This window comes from Pseudomonas sp. GW456-12-1-14-TSB6, assembly GCF_059424205.1.
On the sequence record NZ_JBWKZE010000045.1, the window covers coordinates 20,397 to 35,994 of the forward strand.

10 protein-coding genes are annotated in these 15,598 nt (G+C 60.0%); 6 read left to right on the forward strand and 4 right to left on the reverse strand.

The window, feature by feature from the left end; genetic code table 11:
• Positions 1-31: 31 nt before the first annotated feature.
• The 3 genes from AC07Y2_RS27170 to AC07Y2_RS27180 form a co-directional block, all read right to left on the reverse strand.
• Positions 32-2,815, reverse strand: coding sequence for an RHS repeat-associated core domain-containing protein (locus tag AC07Y2_RS27170; protein ID WP_103387311.1), 2,784 nt, complete (start codon positions 2,813-2,815; stop codon positions 32-34).
• Complete coding sequence (locus AC07Y2_RS27175) at positions 2,812-7,185, reverse strand: SpvB/TcaC N-terminal domain-containing protein (protein ID WP_309475032.1); 4,374 nt, start codon at positions 7,183-7,185, stop codon at positions 2,812-2,814. The genes AC07Y2_RS27170 and AC07Y2_RS27175 overlap by 4 nt, the downstream gene beginning before the upstream one ends.
• A gap of 239 nt (positions 7,186-7,424) precedes the next feature.
• On the reverse strand, positions 7,425-8,948 hold the full coding sequence (locus AC07Y2_RS27180) for a fumarate hydratase (protein ID WP_103387309.1): 1,524 nt from the start codon (positions 8,946-8,948) through the stop codon (positions 7,425-7,427).
• Positions 8,949-9,315: 367 nt separating this feature from the next.
• On the opposite strand from AC07Y2_RS27180, the gene AC07Y2_RS27185 reads away from it, so the two are divergent.
• Genes AC07Y2_RS27185 through AC07Y2_RS27195 form a run of 3 tightly spaced genes read left to right on the forward strand, consistent with a single transcriptional unit; the run spans position 9,316 to position 12,129 of the window.
• Positions 9,316-10,422, forward strand: a complete 1,107-nt coding sequence (locus AC07Y2_RS27185; protein WP_039765933.1) for a GGDEF domain-containing protein — start codon at positions 9,316-9,318, stop codon at positions 10,420-10,422.
• Positions 10,415-11,350: an iron-sulfur-binding ferredoxin reductase gene (locus AC07Y2_RS27190; protein ID WP_103387308.1), complete on the forward strand. Its 936-nt coding sequence runs from the start codon at positions 10,415-10,417 to the stop codon at positions 11,348-11,350. Before AC07Y2_RS27185 ends, AC07Y2_RS27190 begins: the two co-directional genes overlap by 8 nt.
• 29 nt (positions 11,351-11,379) lie before the next feature.
• Positions 11,380-12,129: an enoyl-CoA hydratase-related protein gene (locus AC07Y2_RS27195; protein WP_085667945.1), complete on the forward strand. Its 750-nt coding sequence runs from the start codon at positions 11,380-11,382 to the stop codon at positions 12,127-12,129.
• Positions 12,130-12,413: 284 nt separating this feature from the next.
• Here AC07Y2_RS27195 and pyk read toward each other — a convergent pair whose 3' ends face one another.
• Positions 12,414-13,865: a pyruvate kinase gene (gene pyk, locus AC07Y2_RS27200; protein ID WP_039765940.1), complete on the reverse strand. Its 1,452-nt coding sequence runs from the start codon at positions 13,863-13,865 to the stop codon at positions 12,414-12,416.
• Positions 13,866-14,100: 235 nt separating this feature from the next.
• Between pyk and AC07Y2_RS27205 the strand changes: the two genes are divergently transcribed.
• The 3 genes from AC07Y2_RS27205 (at position 14,101) to AC07Y2_RS27215 (ending at position 15,475) form a co-directional block, all read left to right on the forward strand.
• Positions 14,101-14,391, forward strand: coding sequence for a hypothetical protein (locus tag AC07Y2_RS27205; protein ID WP_146040499.1), 291 nt, complete (start codon positions 14,101-14,103; stop codon positions 14,389-14,391).
• Positions 14,392-14,509: 118 nt separating this feature from the next.
• Entirely contained in the window at positions 14,510-14,896 is a 387-nt protein-coding gene (locus AC07Y2_RS27210; RefSeq protein WP_039765946.1) for a tetratricopeptide repeat protein, read from the forward strand.
• Positions 14,897-15,115: 219 nt separating this feature from the next.
• Positions 15,116-15,475 carry a PilZ domain-containing protein gene (locus tag AC07Y2_RS27215; protein ID WP_039766204.1) on the forward strand — a complete coding sequence of 120 codons (360 nt, stop codon included), beginning with the start codon at positions 15,116-15,118 and terminating at the stop codon, positions 15,473-15,475.
• Positions 15,476-15,598 lie beyond the last annotated feature (123 nt).

Genomic DNA, 15,598 nt, shown 5'->3' on the forward strand with positions numbered 1-15,598 from the left:
GGTGAGCGAAGGGGTGTTTCGGTGGATTGAGCTATCTGCCGCCATTGTTCCACCAGTGGACTACTTTGTTGCTTGGAGCGCGATGGGATAAATTTATGCTCGCATACTGGCGGTACCGTTTGACGGTAGTGCGGGTTTCGTGAAGGCTGTTCAGTGCCTTTTCCCGATATTTTTTTATATCGGATCGACTGACCGCTCTGCTATCGGTTGCCCCCACTTTGCTGAGACCGATATCAATCAAGTAATCCAGATCGTTCGCATAAAATTGCCCGACGCCCATTTCGTTAAATATGGCCTCGGCGATGTCTGCCGCTTGAACAATCGATTTTTCGAGGTTGTCGAGTAACGAGTCATAGGCATCCAACTCTATCGCGGTCAATTGCTGTTCGGCCTTGGTTGCGTCCTTGGCTACGCGCATGAGTTCGAAAATTTCTGATACCCCAGGCAATATCGCACCGCCTCCGGAGTCTCGAACGATGCTGAACAAAGTCCTGATATTCTCCGACCGTTCTTCCCACGTTCCCGGATTGACTGTGAATCTATCAAGTGGTCCGGGAGACGTTCCGCTGCTTTGATCCCGGATAGAGCCAGGTTCCAGATTCGCATGCCTTGGCAAAATCGGTGCGTTCATCTTGAGTGGGGCCATTATTTTTTCGTAAGCCCCGACGGCGCTGTCAGCCGTGAAGTTTCCCAATGACAGCCCTTGCAGTTCGCCAGGAATTGTACTTTCTTTGAACGCATGACCGGTTACTGCCCAGGCAGAGAAGAAACCAACGGTAGCCCGGCCAGCGAGAGAAATGAAGTTTTTGAGTACCTTCAATCGAAACTTTGCCGGCGAAGTCAGATCGCCAAACTGTTGGTTTACCTCGTCCAGGTTCTGTTGCGCAGTGGATAAATAAGCTACTTGGTCATTGATCATCTGACGTTGCTCTGAGGGTTTTCTTTGGGTGCCACCGTTATCGAAATAAGTGATCGGATTGTTCCCGACAAACGCATACCGGTTCAGCCCGTCGTTATCTCCCGCAGGATCGCTGCTGATCCAGCGACACAACCATGGCGCGTAATACCGTGCTCCATAGTCGTACAGACCGGCGATATTCATTTCCTTGCCCGAGTAGCGGATGAACTTGTAATCCACCTCAATCTGCGAACGTGCCGCCAGCGTAGCCGTAGCACCGTAGGGGGTGTAGGTCTCCTTGCTGATCATCTGCGCTGAATCATCCAGCTCCATCACAGACGAGCTCAATGGGTCTGTCAGGGAGTAGCGCAGCTGATTGTTGGTGATGCCCACCGGCTGTTTGTCCACCCAGTGCAGACACGTAACGTGTCCGACGCCGGTCGCAACGGTGATGAGATGCAGGAGTTCGCCGTTTTCCTTGCTGCGGACCTGCAGGTTCTGCAAGTAGCGAACGTCCACGAAGTGGCTGACTGTGCCGCTGTAGGTTTCCAGCCGTTTGTGCACGCACACGCCCTGGCTGTATCGATATTGCTCGGTGTCTGGCGGTCCGCTGGCGTGTTCGACCAGGGTTACCGATTGCACCTGATTGCGGCTGTTCCACTGGATTGGCTGGCCCCGCTGCAGGGCTTTCAGGTTGCCGGCGGAATCGAACTCGACGTCGAAGTCCGGAATCCGATCGCCTTCTGTCCATCGCACCGCGCGATTGCTGCCAGGGTCGACGAACATCTGGCGATGGTAGGTTTTGCCGTCGCGGACATGGGTCACGCAGGTCAGGTTTCCGCCTTTGTCCACGTCATAGGTCTGGACATAATTGCGCCGGTCATTGGGATCTGTTGGCTGCGGCAGGCCCGGATTGTCCCTGGGCGGCGCATCGTCATGGCCGGTGGCACGGATCAGACGTGACAGGGAGTCATAATCGAACTCGCTAACGCCGTCGACCCGCTGGTTGCGGAAGTAGGTCGGTGTGTAGGTGTGGTCACGAATGACGGTGATGTTGCCAATCCGGTCGTGACGGTACTCGTCATCCTTGAGAGTCTGCCCCGAAGCTTTTTGCGCGTAGTGCCGACATAGCCGTCCGTTGGCATCGTTGTAAATCCAGTGGCTGGTGACGCCGTTTGCGCTTTGTTGCTCGATGACCTTGCCTTCGGCGTTGTATTGCATGTCATTCAATATGGGCTGCCAGGCTTGCCCGCTGATTTGCAGTTGCACTTTGGTGAGCTGTCCGGCCGCATCGTATGTCGATTGTTGCCGGTGACCACCTGCATCGATGCTCTCGAGCAATGCACCGAGCGGGCTGAACAGCAGCCCGCTGGTGAACGTCCGGGCATCCTCGAAGGTGCGGGTTTCGCTCAATAGCTGGCCGGTCAGTGCGTAGCTTCTGAATTCGACCGTGCCGGCCGGATCTTTCTGCTCGATCAAGTTTCCGCGCAGGTTGTATCGGGGATCGGCAGTCGCGGCGGCATAGCTGTTTTTTTCGATATCCGCTGCGCCATTCTCTTCAAGACTGACCAGACGCAGCTGTGGATCATGACTCATGCGTCGATGATTGCCACGGGCGTCCCAGGTCTGCCGGGGTTCCCCGGCCAGTCCCGGCAGCGTGATGTTCACACCGGCATCGACGTTGATCGTGTTCAACGCCTGCCCGTTCAGTGCAAACACGGTCCGGGTATTGGGCGTGGGCAGGCGCGGGTCACGTTGCGCCACCGCGCGGCCGGCCACGTCATGCTGTTGGCGGGTGACAAGCGCCTGAACGGGGCCGTCCGCGACCTTGCGCAGGTATTCGACCTGTCTGATGACCTCGCCGCGCGGGCCGATGACAGCCACCGACGGTGTGTTCCGGTGCACGCTGGCGTTCATGGCTTGACCTTCTTCGCCGGTTTGGCGGGCTGTCTGGCAGGCTTCGCAGGCTTGGCCGGTGGCGGTTCTTCCGTGTCGTTGAAGTCATAGCTGAGCGTGAACCATGGGTGCAGGATGTCGAACGCCAGATGGCCCAGCGCATTGATCGTCTGGATCGGCCGGCCCAAGGCGTCGTAGAACATCCGGTCGTGGTAACCGTGCTCGCGCATTGAGCTGTCATTGATGTAGCTATGGGTATCGAGGAAATAGGCGCGATAAACGCGGATGGTTTCGCCTTTGTGGTTGTATTCCACCCGCCCGCTGACTCGCCAGCGCGGATCGGCCGGTGCCGTGCGCGGCTGGCCACGATCCAGCGCAAGGCTCTTTCCGGGCGTGGCCACAAACGCATCGCCCGGTGGGACGAGTTGTTTGCTTTGCAGCGGGCGGCCGAAGCCGTCGATGTAAGCAATGATCATCTGAATCAATTGCAGCAGATCGGTGTGGTAACGGTCGGCAACCAGGCTGAGGCTGTGTACCGGCTGCCGTGGGCCCGTGCGGATGATCCCGAGCAGGGTCTGTTCGCTGGCCGTGCGTTTTTTCAGCTGGTTCAGCCAGCGCAGGGCCGAGGCGCGGATGTGTCCATCGGGCAGAATCAGCCCCTTGGCGATCCATTCCTTTCTTTTGCGCGGCAGCGTTCCGGGCGGCAGCACTGGCATCCAGCTGAACAGGTCGGTGCGCACCACGCTAGCAGCGCACTTCAGCACTTCCTCAGGGTTGGCAAGCGCATATTCGACACTCAGATTCTTCTGTTCGGGGTACTCGGCCAGTGGCTTGAAGCCGGCCGGTTTGCCGTCTTCGGTGCCATGAAAACTGTGCACCATGGGTTGGCCACCCGGCTCATAAAGCACTTCCTGGATGTTTTCGTTGGCGTCCTTGATGCTCAGGGGCAGGAGCGTGTGAGGGTCATGAACGATTGTCGTCGTGCAGCCATCCGGGAGGGTAATGGCAATGGTGAAGAGGTGATAGTCGTCCCAGGTGATGTGCGTCTCGCCATGGCTGGCGGTTTGTTGCACAGCGGTGACGTGGTGGAAACCCGTGGCATCGGTGTAAGTGAAGAATCCGCTTTCGGCCGACCACAGGTTTTTCAGTTTGTCCTCTTCCGAATCTTCTGGGAAAAACAGATTCATCGGCTCATAGCCGATCTTGCGCAGCTCATCCCGAATGACAATCGGGGTATCGGCGTAGGCCTCCAGCGCCTTCTTGTCGAACACGGCCTGTTTCGTCGGTCCTGCCAACGGTGGGTAAAGCATCTCGCCGGCGGCCTTCAGATAGGAATGTTGCGACAGCGAGGTCAGTTCGCGTTCGGCTTTCCACTTGGCGCTGTCTTTATGCCGATCGAAATTTTCGAAACTGATGTCCGCTGCGCGCAAACCGTCCGGCAGATCGCCTTTGGGCAGCTTCATCGCATTACCGCGCTGGCGGCTGGGCAAGCCGAGCAGCCAGTGGCCGTCAGTGATCAGGTTGATGTATTCGGCAAGTGTCTCTCTCAGATAAAAAAATTCCTGTTGCTCATCATGGCTGTCCATCCAGGCGAGCTGTTGATCCTCCTGCTCGAAGGGCGGAGGGTCATTTTTCGTGCGGCGGCGTGCACAGGCCACTGTGAAACCGTGAGTCAGTCGACCGTACTTGTCCCATGCCATGTTGACCACGTGCTGGCAGGTCGGGTCGTTCATGACGCGTTCGTATTGATGGCTGCGGGTTTCCTGCTCGAGCACCTGCAGGCAGGCCGGTTTGCCCACGATTTGCCGAACCCGGTAGCGACACTCGGTCAGGGAAAACAATCGGACGGGCGGGGAGTCATCAGCCTGGGACACTTCGCTGCGCAGCAGTTGTCCGCTGAGGGCACGAGCGATTTCATTTTCTTCGACGGGGTAGGGCTTGCGAATTACGTCAGTGCCTTTTACCGCGTTTAAACGCGAATACACGGTGGCACCCAAGGGGGTGGCCTCTGTATCCAGCTCACAGATGTTCCTGAGTATCGGGTTGATGCATTGGCCGGTATGAAACCAGTGCGTCACGCGCGTCGGCGCCGTATGGCCACTTTCGGCCTTGCCCGGTTCGAGTTCGCTGTCGATCTGACAGACCCGGCCGAAGCCGCGAAACTCGCGTTCGATACCGTCGTAGTAACCCTCGAAGTATTCAAAAAACTGGCTCAGTAGATTGCCGGTGATTTCATCCAGTTGTTGCAGGCACTGGAGCACCATCTGCGGAAACGGCAGCCGACACACCGGTTTTCTGCATGCCTCCAGCTCCGACTGTTTTTCATCCAGCCAGAATTGCGCACTGCTGCGGTGTTTGAGCGTGGCGCTGTAGCCCATGTTGTTGTTGCAGCCGGTAAGCAGGTACGGCCGTTCGCTGGTGAAGTGATACACAAAGTGCTGCGGTTTCATGTGCGGCACGGTCAACAGCAGGCTGGCGCAGCCAATGCCTTGCAGGTCGGCGAAAGTCACCTGGCAGTGGTTGTCGTAGCGCACGCCTCGGGGCCATGGAACGCACACTGACGTCGAAGCCAGACCATTGCCGCCATGGTTGAACCAGATTTCGAAGTGGTCCGAGCACAGGTAAATGAGGGCCGGGGCACCGGAACCGTCCAGATCGGCGATGCGAACCCGGTCGGCATTGAACTCGCCGCATTTGAACTTCAAGTCGCTCAGCTTGAACCCCTCTGCAAACCGACCATGACCCAGGCTGATCCAGCAACGGATTTCATCATGGCGGATCCGGCACAGCTCCATGCCGCTGGCGCCCATCCCGCTGAACGACACCAATTCGTTACGGGCGTCGCTGAACAGCGGCAATCTGTCCGGGGTATGGGGAATATTCTGGCCGCGAGCAAAGCCTTTTTCCCGCAGGTTGGCATAAACCCGTACGCTGTTCGGGCCGATCAGTGCGAGGTCGTCCAGACCGGCGCCGCTCAAGTCGCCCATCTGTGCCAGTTGATGGAAAAACTCCACGGGGAACTGGCTGAACGGTTTGAACAACGACCAGGTGCCGTCCGGACCAAGCGTGTAATACCCGCTGCCACCGGGCTGGGCGACAACCCAGTCCAGACAGCCATCACCGGTGAGGTCGGTAAGAATCTGCACCAGCGGTTTGCTGCTGTCGGCGTTCGGAATCAGCGGCAGCAGGGTCCAGGGGGCGTAGACGATTTCGTCCGTGCCGGGAGTGCCACGCAGGGGTTCGCGGTAGTACCAGGCGTTGTCGTATTGGCAGAGAAAACCGGGCAGACCTTCGCCGTAAAGATCGACGCAATGGTAAGGCTGACCGTCATTGAGGCCTGGCATGTGGTCGAGTGCCAGAAAGGCCTGGGGGAACGTGTTGAGTTCGAATGGCTTGTAGCAGTACTCGATTGGAGGGGAGTGTTTGACGCGGCCCTTATCGTCGTAACTCATGTAATGCGCCGCTGCCAGGTGGTTGTATCGATGCGATGTCGGTTTATGTTCCAGCAATAGACGATTGACCAGCACCCGCTTGGAGCCAATGTTGTTGAACAACAGAGTTTGCTTGCACAGGCGCCGGGTGCCGACTGGAAAACCGTAGCGATGCATGCGAAACGGATCACTGCGCAGCGACCATTTTTTTCCGTCTGGTTCGTCAAACGGTGGTACGTCATCCAGTCCGACGGGACGTTCGCCATAGTCAATGATCAGGTGGAAAAACCAATCCAGAATCTCTGGTTTTTCATGTTTGAGGCACAACAGTTCGTCACTGGCGGTCTTGTTGCCATAACAGACCTGACACAGGTAACGCTGGGCCGAATAGTCGAATCGCGGATCAGGGTCTGTATCGTCAGTCTTGTACTTGTAAAAGATGTGCTCACCCAGGGCATTCATGATTTCCACCAGTAACCACACGGCAATGTGGGTCGGGGCGTCAGGATCGTGAATGCACGAATCCAGAGTGTTGCCGTAGCAGTGCTGTGAGCCGTCGGCGTGCAGGACTATCCAGAAGGCGTGGCCGTCGTCACCGGTCCAGAGCTCGTAGCGGGCGAAGGTACTTTCCAGACGAGGGATATAGCGCACCACCGAAAACTTTCTGGCCTGCCGGCCTTTGCCGCGTGTACGGCGGGTCGACTTGATCTTGCCGCGCGTCGTCCGTTCGGGCTGCAGGTCGGTGCCGTCAGCATGCATGACGTCGCCGTCCGTATATTCAGGTACGCCCTTGCTGGTCTTGTGCGAGATGACTGCATACGGCAGATCCCAGCCAAGTCCGTACGTGCTGTTGCCCCCATTGCCGTCATAAACCAGTTGCAACTCGGGAACCAGCGTGCGGCCGGGGGCAGACAGTGATGGCAGCGGCAAGGTGTGAGAGCGCTGCCCGGTCTCACCCATCTCACTCCAACTGCGCCCATTCGTTGCAATGGACGCTGTCTTGGCGATGGACGGAGGAGTGACGAGCGCATCTGCATCAAGGGCCATGGCACCGCAACCTGTAAACGTCGAGGTTCCACGCTAACAGAGGGCATAGGGCGTGACACCTGTCAGATCTGACAGGTGCCGACTGACGGCAGGCGAAAAAAAACCGGGCGGTCATCGCTGACCGCCCGGTTTTTCACAAGCAGATGAAGCGCTTACTGCACTTCCACCGCCAGGCTTTCGCTGATCTTCTGTTGCCAGATCGCAGGACCGGTGATGTGTACCGATTCACCTTTGCTGTCCACCGCTACGGTGACCGGCATGTCCTTGACCTCGAACTCGTAGATCGCTTCCATGCCCAGCTCGGCGAACGCCAGAACCTTGGACTTCTTGATCGCCTGCGCCACCAGGTAAGCGGCACCGCCGACGGCCATCAGGTACACAGCCTTGTTGTCCTTGATCGCGTCGATCGCGGTAGGGCCGCGCTCGGACTTGCCGATCATGCCCAACAGGCCGGTCTGCTCGAGGATCTGACGGGTGAACTTGTCCATCCGCGTGGCGGTGGTCGGGCCCGCCGGGCCAACCACTTCGTCACCGACCGGATCAACCGGGCCGACGTAGTAGATGAAGCGACCTTTCAGATCAACCGGTAGGGTTTCGCCCTTGTTCAGCATCTCGACCATGCGCTTGTGCGCGGCGTCGCGACCGGTGAGCATCTTGCCGTTGAGCAGGACGGTTTCGCCCGGCTTCCAGCTCTGCACGTCTTCCGAGGTCAGAGTGTCGAGGTTGACGCGACGGGCCGACGGGCCGGCTTCCCAGACGATTTCCGGGTAGGCGTCCAGCGGTGGCGCTTCCAGCGAGGCCGGGCCGGAACCGTCGAGCACGAAGTGCGCGTGACGGGTGGCGGCGCAGTTCGGGATCATGCACACCGGCAAGGAGGCGGCGTGGGTCGGGTAATCCATGATCTTCACGTCGAGCACGGTGGTCAGGCCACCGAGACCCTGGGCGCCGATGCCCAGCTGGTTGACCTTCTCGAACAGCTCCAGACGCATTTCTTCGATGCGGTTCTGCGGGCCACGGGCTTTCAGCTCGTGAATGTCGATGGATTCCATCAACACTTCTTTCGCCATGACGGCGGCTTTCTCGGCGGTGCCGCCGATGCCGATGCCCAGCATGCCCGGCGGGCACCAGCCGGCGCCCATGGTCGGAACGGTCTTGAGTACCCAGTCGACGATCGAGTCGGACGGGTTGAGCATGGCCATTTTCGACTTGTTCTCGGAACCGCCGCCCTTGGCCGCCACGTCCACTTCCACGGTGTTACCCGGAACGATGGAGTAGTGGATGACCGCCGGGGTGTTGTCCTTGGTGTTCTTGCGCGCACCGGCCGGGTCGGCCAGGATCGAAGCACGCAGGACGTTTTCCGGCAGGTTGTAGGCGCGGCGCACGCCTTCGTTGATCATGTCGTCCAGGCTCATGGTCGCGCCATCCCAACGCACGTCCATGCCCACCCGCACGAACACGGTCACGATGCCGGTGTCCTGGCAGATCGGCCGGTGGCCGGTGGCGCACATGCGCGAGTTGATCAGGATCTGCGCCATCGAGTCACGGGCCGCTGGCGATTCTTCGCGCAGGTAGGCTTCGTGCATCGCCTGGATGAAGTCCACGGGGTGGTAATAGGAAATGAACTGCAGGGCGTCGGCAACGCTCTGAATCAGGTCGTCTTGCTTGATCACGGTCATGAGTCGCGCTCCTCTAAAAGACGGGAACATTCTTTAAGGGCAGCTGAAAGTCGCGAGCTTCGAGCGGCAAGCTGAAGCAGTGTGTACTGCTTTGAACTTGCCGCTCGAAGCTCGGAGCTCGAAGCTGCCCTTCAGGGTCGGCACGCCGGGGCTGCTGGCGTGACGCTAAAAAGGCGCGGCAGTATACCGCGCCTCGGTGGCGGGCACATCTGCCGGGAGTTATTCGTTGGTCGCATGGCTGCAGGTTTTTGACGCCAAATACCCGGCCCGAAAATCAATGGTCATTTATCGACTACGCCACTAAAGTGGCAGCCGGTCTGTGGAGTAGGACACTCGGTCAGCCTCTTATCGCACGGTGAGTCAACGATTGACCCATAACGCCATTCAACGTCTTTTGCTCAAACGCTTCGCCCTCGCTGCAGCCACCTATGGATTGGCTTTGCTGCTGCTGTGGCTGGCGTATTTCACCGGTCACTACAACGATTCGCTGGCCGGCGTCGCCGTCGGCAGTGCGCTGGTGGTGATCAGCCAGGCGATCCTGTTCGCCCTGTTCTTTTCCGGCTGCAACCTGCGCTTCTCCGACCCGAGCCTGACCGAAGCACAAGTGCTGCTGGGCCTTGGCTGGCAGACGTGGCTGATCGCGCATCTGGAGGAGGCCCGGGGCGAGTTTCTGGTGTTCTATGTGCTGGTCCTGCTGTTCGGCCTGTTCCATCTGTCACAGCGGGCGTTCGTGCGCTGCGCCATGCTGGTGTTCTTCAGCTTCTGCGCCATCACGCTGTGGGACGGTTACCACTTGCGGCTGCACGATCCGGCGCTGTCCGCGTTGCAGGCCTGCATCCTGCTGATTGTGCTGGCGTGGCTGGTGATTTACGCACGCTTCGTCCAGACCTCGCGCCAACGCATGCGCCAGCGGCGGTTCGCCTTGCAGGCGCATCAGGACACCCTGCGCGGGATGATGCGCCAGCTCGAAGACCTGGTGGCCACCGACGAACTGACCGGGCTGTTCAATCGCCGGCATTTCCTGCGCCTGGCCACCCGCGAGCTGAATGCGATGGAGGCCGACGTGGTGCACGGACTGGCGCTGATCGACCTCGACCACTTCAAACGCATCAACGACATTCACGGCCACGCCGCTGGCGATCAGGTGTTGCAGGCTTTCGCCGGCGTCGCCGGGGCCTGTCTGCGCGACGGCGACGTGCTGGCGCGTTATGGTGGTGAAGAGTTCGTGGTGCTGCTGCCCGATTGCAACGCCGAGCGCCTGACCGCCTGTTGCGAACGCCTGCGCATCGCCTTCACCGACGTTGAACTGGTGGGCCTGAATGTGAAAAACCTGAGTCTGTCTGCCGGCATGACCCTGCTGGAACTGGGCGATGATCTGGACGAGGCCTTGCAGCGTGCCGATCAGGCGCTGTACCGGGCCAAGCGCGACGGCCGCAATCGCTGCGCGGCGGCGTGGGAGAACGTCGATGCCTGAACTGCGGGTCGGTGAACGACAGTGGTCGGTGGCGGCGGGTAGCAACCTGCTCGATGCCCTCAATCAGAACGGTGTGGCGGTGCCTTACAGCTGCCGCGCCGGCAGTTGCCACGCGTGTCTGGTGCAATGCGTGCAGGGCTTGCCTGCTGACAGTCGCCCCGATGCCTTGAGCGCCGAGCAACGTGATCAGGGCTGGCGGCTGGCCTGTCAGTGCCAGGTGATTGAGGATTTGCAGGTGCATACTTTCGATCCCGTCACCGATGGTCGCCCGGCCACGGTCGAAGCGCTGGACTGGCTCGGCGACAGTGTGTTGCGTCTGCGCCTGACACCCCAGCGGCCGTTGCGCTACAGCGCCGGTCAGCATCTGGTGCTGTGGGCCGGCCACGTTGCGCGGCCGTATTCGCTGGCGAGCCTGCCGGAAGAAGACCGTTTTCTTGAATTCCATCTCGATTGCCGCCAGCCCGGCGAATTCAGCGATGCCGCGCGACGCTTGCAGATCGGCGACCCGATCCGTCTCGGTGAACTGCGTGGCGGCGCCTTGCATTACGACCCGGACTGGCACGACCGGCCGCTGTGGCTGCTGGCTGCCGGCACCGGGCTCGGCCCGTTGTTCGGCGTGTTGCGCGAAGCCTTGCGGCACGATCATCGGGGCGCCATTCGCGTCATTCACCTGGCCCATGATGCCGAAGGGCATTACCTGGCCAAACCCCTTGAGGCACTGGCCGCACAGCGGGACAACCTCAGCGTCGAAGGGTGGACGGCGGCCGAGTTGCCGGCCGCTTTGGCGCAACTGCGCCTTGTCTCCCGGCAAACCCTGGCCTTAGTCTGCGGCTCGACGGCCAGCGTCGACGCGTTTGCCAAGCGTCTGTTCCTGGCCGGACTGCCGCGCAATCAACTGCTGGCCGATGTCTTCCTGAGCCGTGGTTGAACGCTGATTCTTCAGACGCGAGACACACCATGACCGACGCCATCCTGCTGCACCGCGAACGCGGTTTGCTGACCCTGCGCCTCAACCGCCCGGACAAGAAAAACGCCCTGACCCGCGCCATGTACAGCCAGTTGGCCGACGCGCTGAAAGAGGCTGACAGCGACCCCGAAATCAACGCCGTGCTGATCACCGGCAGCGCCGAGTGTTTCACCGCCGGCAATGACATCGCCGACTTCATCCAGCAACCGCCGAGCGACCTCGACAGCCCGGTGTTTCACTTCATGCTCAATTTGCTGGAGTGCCGCAAACCGGTAGTCGCCGCCGTGGCCGGGGCGGCGGTGGGGATTGGCACGACATTGTTGCTGCATTGCGATCTGGTGTACGTGGCGCGGGATGCGCGGCTGCGCATGCCGTTCGTCAATCTCGGGTTGTGCCCGGAGTTTGGCTCCAGCCTGATCCTGCCGCGCTTGCTCGGGCAGGCCAAAGCCTCGGAGTTGTTGCTGCTCGGTGAGGGCTTTACCGGTGAGCAGGCGGCGCAATGGGGGATCGCGACTGAGGCGCTGGACAGTGGCGAAGCCGCATTGACCAAGGCGCGGGAGATGGCGCTGCGGTTTGACGAGTTGCCGGCCGAGGCGGTGCGCATCAGCAAGCAGCTGATGCGCGCGCCGGATCGCGAATTGATTCGCAAGGTGATCGAGGAGGAGGGCGCACTGTTCACCCAGCGGCTGCGCTCGCCGGAGGCGTTGGCGGCGTTGACCGGGTTCATCAAACGCCATTGAGATATCCGCCGACCGCTCCGCGCATCGATCGCCCCCGCACTCCCGCGCATCGAACGCGGCCACACTGCGCGCACGGACCGCCGCCGCACTCCGCGCACCGATCGTTCCCACGCTCCGCGTGGGAATGCAGTCCGGGACGCTCCGCGTCCCATGCCGAAGCGGACGCGGAGCGTCCATTGAGGCATTCCCACGCAGAGCGTGGGAACGATCAACAACGATCAGTCTGAAATGAAAAAGCCCCGCCATTCACATGGCGGGGCTTTTCGATTTCAGCAACCGGTCACTCAGACCTGCGGGTCGCCCACGTGCAGGATTTTCATGCCGTTGGTGCCGCCGGTAGTGTGGTAGCTGTCGCCCTTGGTCAGGATGACCCAGTCGCCTTTCTCCACTACGCCGCGCTTGACCAGTTCGTCGATGGCCTTCTGGCTGACTTCGTGCGGTTCCAGCGAAGCCGGGTCGAACGGTACGGTGTACACGCCACGGAACATTGCTGCGCGAGCCTGGGCTTCACGGTGCGGGGTGAAGCAGTAGATCGGCACCGAGGAGCGGATACGCGACATGATCAGCGGGGTGTAGCCGCTTTCGGTCAGCGCGATGATCGCCTTGACGCCCGGGAAGTGGTTGGCGGTGTACATGGTCGCCAGCGCGATGCTCTCGTCGCAGCGCTCGAATTCCTTGCCGATGCGGTGGCTGGAAGTTTTGCTGGTCGGGTGCTTTTCAGCGCCGACGCAGATGCGCGCCATCGCCTGCACGGCTTCCAGCGGATAAGCGCCGGCAGCGGATTCGGCAGACAGCATCACGGCGTCGGTGTAGTCGAGCACGGCGTTGGCCACGTCGGACACTTCGGCGCGGGTCGGCATCGGGTTCTGGATCATCGACTCCATCATCTGGGTCGCCACGATTACCGCCTTGTTGTGGCGGCGTGCGTGCAGAATGATTTTCTTCTGGATGCCCACCAGCTCGGCGTCACCGATTTCCACACCGAGGTCACCACGGGCAACCATCACTGCGTCGGAAGCCTTGATCAGACCGTCGAGGGTTTCGTCGTCGGCCACGGCTTCGGCGCGTTCGATCTTCGCCACCAGCCAGGCGGTGCCGCCGGCTTCGTCGCGCAGTTGACGGGCGTAGTTCATGTCGGCAGCGTCGCGCGGGAAGGACACGGCGAGGTAGTCGACTTCCATTTCAGCGGCGAGCTTGATGTCGGCCTTGTCTTTTTCAGTCAGGGCCGGTGCGGTCAGGCCGCCACCGCGACGGTTGATGCCTTTGTGGTCGGACAGCGGACCGCCGATGGTCACGACGCAGTTCAGCTCGGTGGCGGTGGCGGTTTCAACGCGCATGACCACGCGACCGTCGTCGAGCAGCAGCTCGTCGCCCACGCCGCAGTCCTTGACCAGATCCGGGTAGTCGATGCCGACCACTTGCTGGTTGCCTTCGGTCAGCGGATGGCTGGTGGAGAAGGTGAACTGGTCACCGATCTTCAGCTCGATGCGCTTGTTGGCGAATTTGGCGATACGGATTTTCGGGCCTTGCAGGTCACCCAGCAGGGCGACGAAGCGGCCGTGCTTGGCCGCGAGGTCACGCACCAGCTTCGCGCGAGCCTTGTGCTCGTCGGGGGTGCCGTGGGAGAAGTTCAGACGGGCGACGTCCAGGCCAGCCAGAATCAGCTGTTCGAGAACTTCCGGCGAGTTACTGGCCGGGCCAAGGGTAGCGACGATTTTGGTACGACGGACGGACATGCAAAGACTCCTCAGGTTCAAGCGCCAGCGAAGGCTACTATGCTCGAAGGGTGTAGTCATTGTTCGTTTGCACTACTTATTGGTTTCTTTATTGAAACGAACATTTTTGAACATTCGGCCGGCGTAGGCCTACCGCTCGTCGAGACTGTTATTTCTAACAGGTGGCGTGCATTTTTCGGATCGATATAAGAAGACCGAACTCGTCAATGGTTGACGAGCCCATGAGGTGATGGATATGAGCGCAGCCAACAGTTCACCGGTAACACCGGTGGTAGATGTTCCGCAAGATGGCAGCAAAACGGGGCTCTTCGTTAGATTCGAAGGCACGGGGACTCCTGGAAACTCTGTGCGTGTTTACAGCACGAAGGATTCCTTGAATCCATTATTTTCACAGGTAGTCAGCCCGTTGGGTTCGTGGTTGAATCATCAGGACTTTTCCTCATTGAGTTTTTATGCGGTCGAAGTGTCACCTGACGGAAAGGATATTTCGCCTCCCTCACCCATCGTGAACATCTCGCTGACGTAAATCTCGTTGAGCACCCAACATGGCGCCGAGCCTCAGCCCTCGGCGACCATTACACTGCAATGGTGATTGAAGATTTTGTGCACGGGGTCGATACAGAGCACAAGACAGGAGAACCCCCATGCGATTCGTGCCCATTGCCGCCCTTGCCCTCAGCGTCCTCGCCGCTTCGGGCTGCACCCGTTGGTCGATGAACCATCATTTGAACAACGCCTACAGCGCCTATGACCGGGGCAATTGCGAGCAGGTGATGCTTGAACTGTCCAAGGTCGAACGCGCCAGCCGCGCCCGCCCTTATGTGTGGCCGGAAGTGTCGATGATGCGCGGCCAGTGCCTTGAACGGCAGAAAATGTTCGTCGATGCGGCGCAGACCTATCAGTTCATCATCGCCTCGTACCCCGACAGCGAATACGCCTACCGCGCCCGCGCACGTCTGGAAACCCTGCAGAGCCTGGGTCACTACCCGACTCGCAGTGCCGCCGCCGTGGTCCGTCCAACCCGGTTCTGATGGCGGTCGTCATACAAAGTCTGGCTGGTTGTACAAGGTGAGCTATAGTCCAAGGACACCGGTTTAGAGCCAGAACTCCAGATCGGCGCAACACCTGCGACTGGCATGTGAAGTACGTGGCAAGCGCCACACCGGGAGCGGGGAGAGCGGGCCTGAAGATCAGGTTCGTTCCGAAGCACAATGCGGCCCGGGCATCGGGCCATGCATGGCGATACGTTCATGTTTACCGACCGTCGAATCGAACGGCACCAGCTGCCGTATTTTCTGCGAGTGTTCAACAGCGTCACCGATAAACCCGTCGGGTTTCTGGGCAACGTCTCTGAAGACGGTTTGATGCTTATCAGCCAGTTGCCGATGATGATCGGTGCGGAATTCAATCTGCGCCTGAAAATTCCCCTGGGGGAGGGCCGCCAGCAGGTCATCGACCTGACGGCGTGCTGTCTGTGGTGCCACGAAGACGCGACCCCTCAGCATTACGACGCCGGCTTCAGCCTGTACCGCACGCCGCCCGAGTATGGGCAACTGGTCGAAGCGTTGAAGCAGTACTTCAGCTTTCAGCCGCTGCCGGCTTCGGCCTGACTCGAAACCTTCAAAAACATCGTCGGAACGCCGCCCGGAGCAAGCCCGCTTGTATGTTTAGACTTGAAGGGGTGGGCGGGACTAAAAGCTCGATTCCGACTCTAGCCAGTACGGACCGTGGGA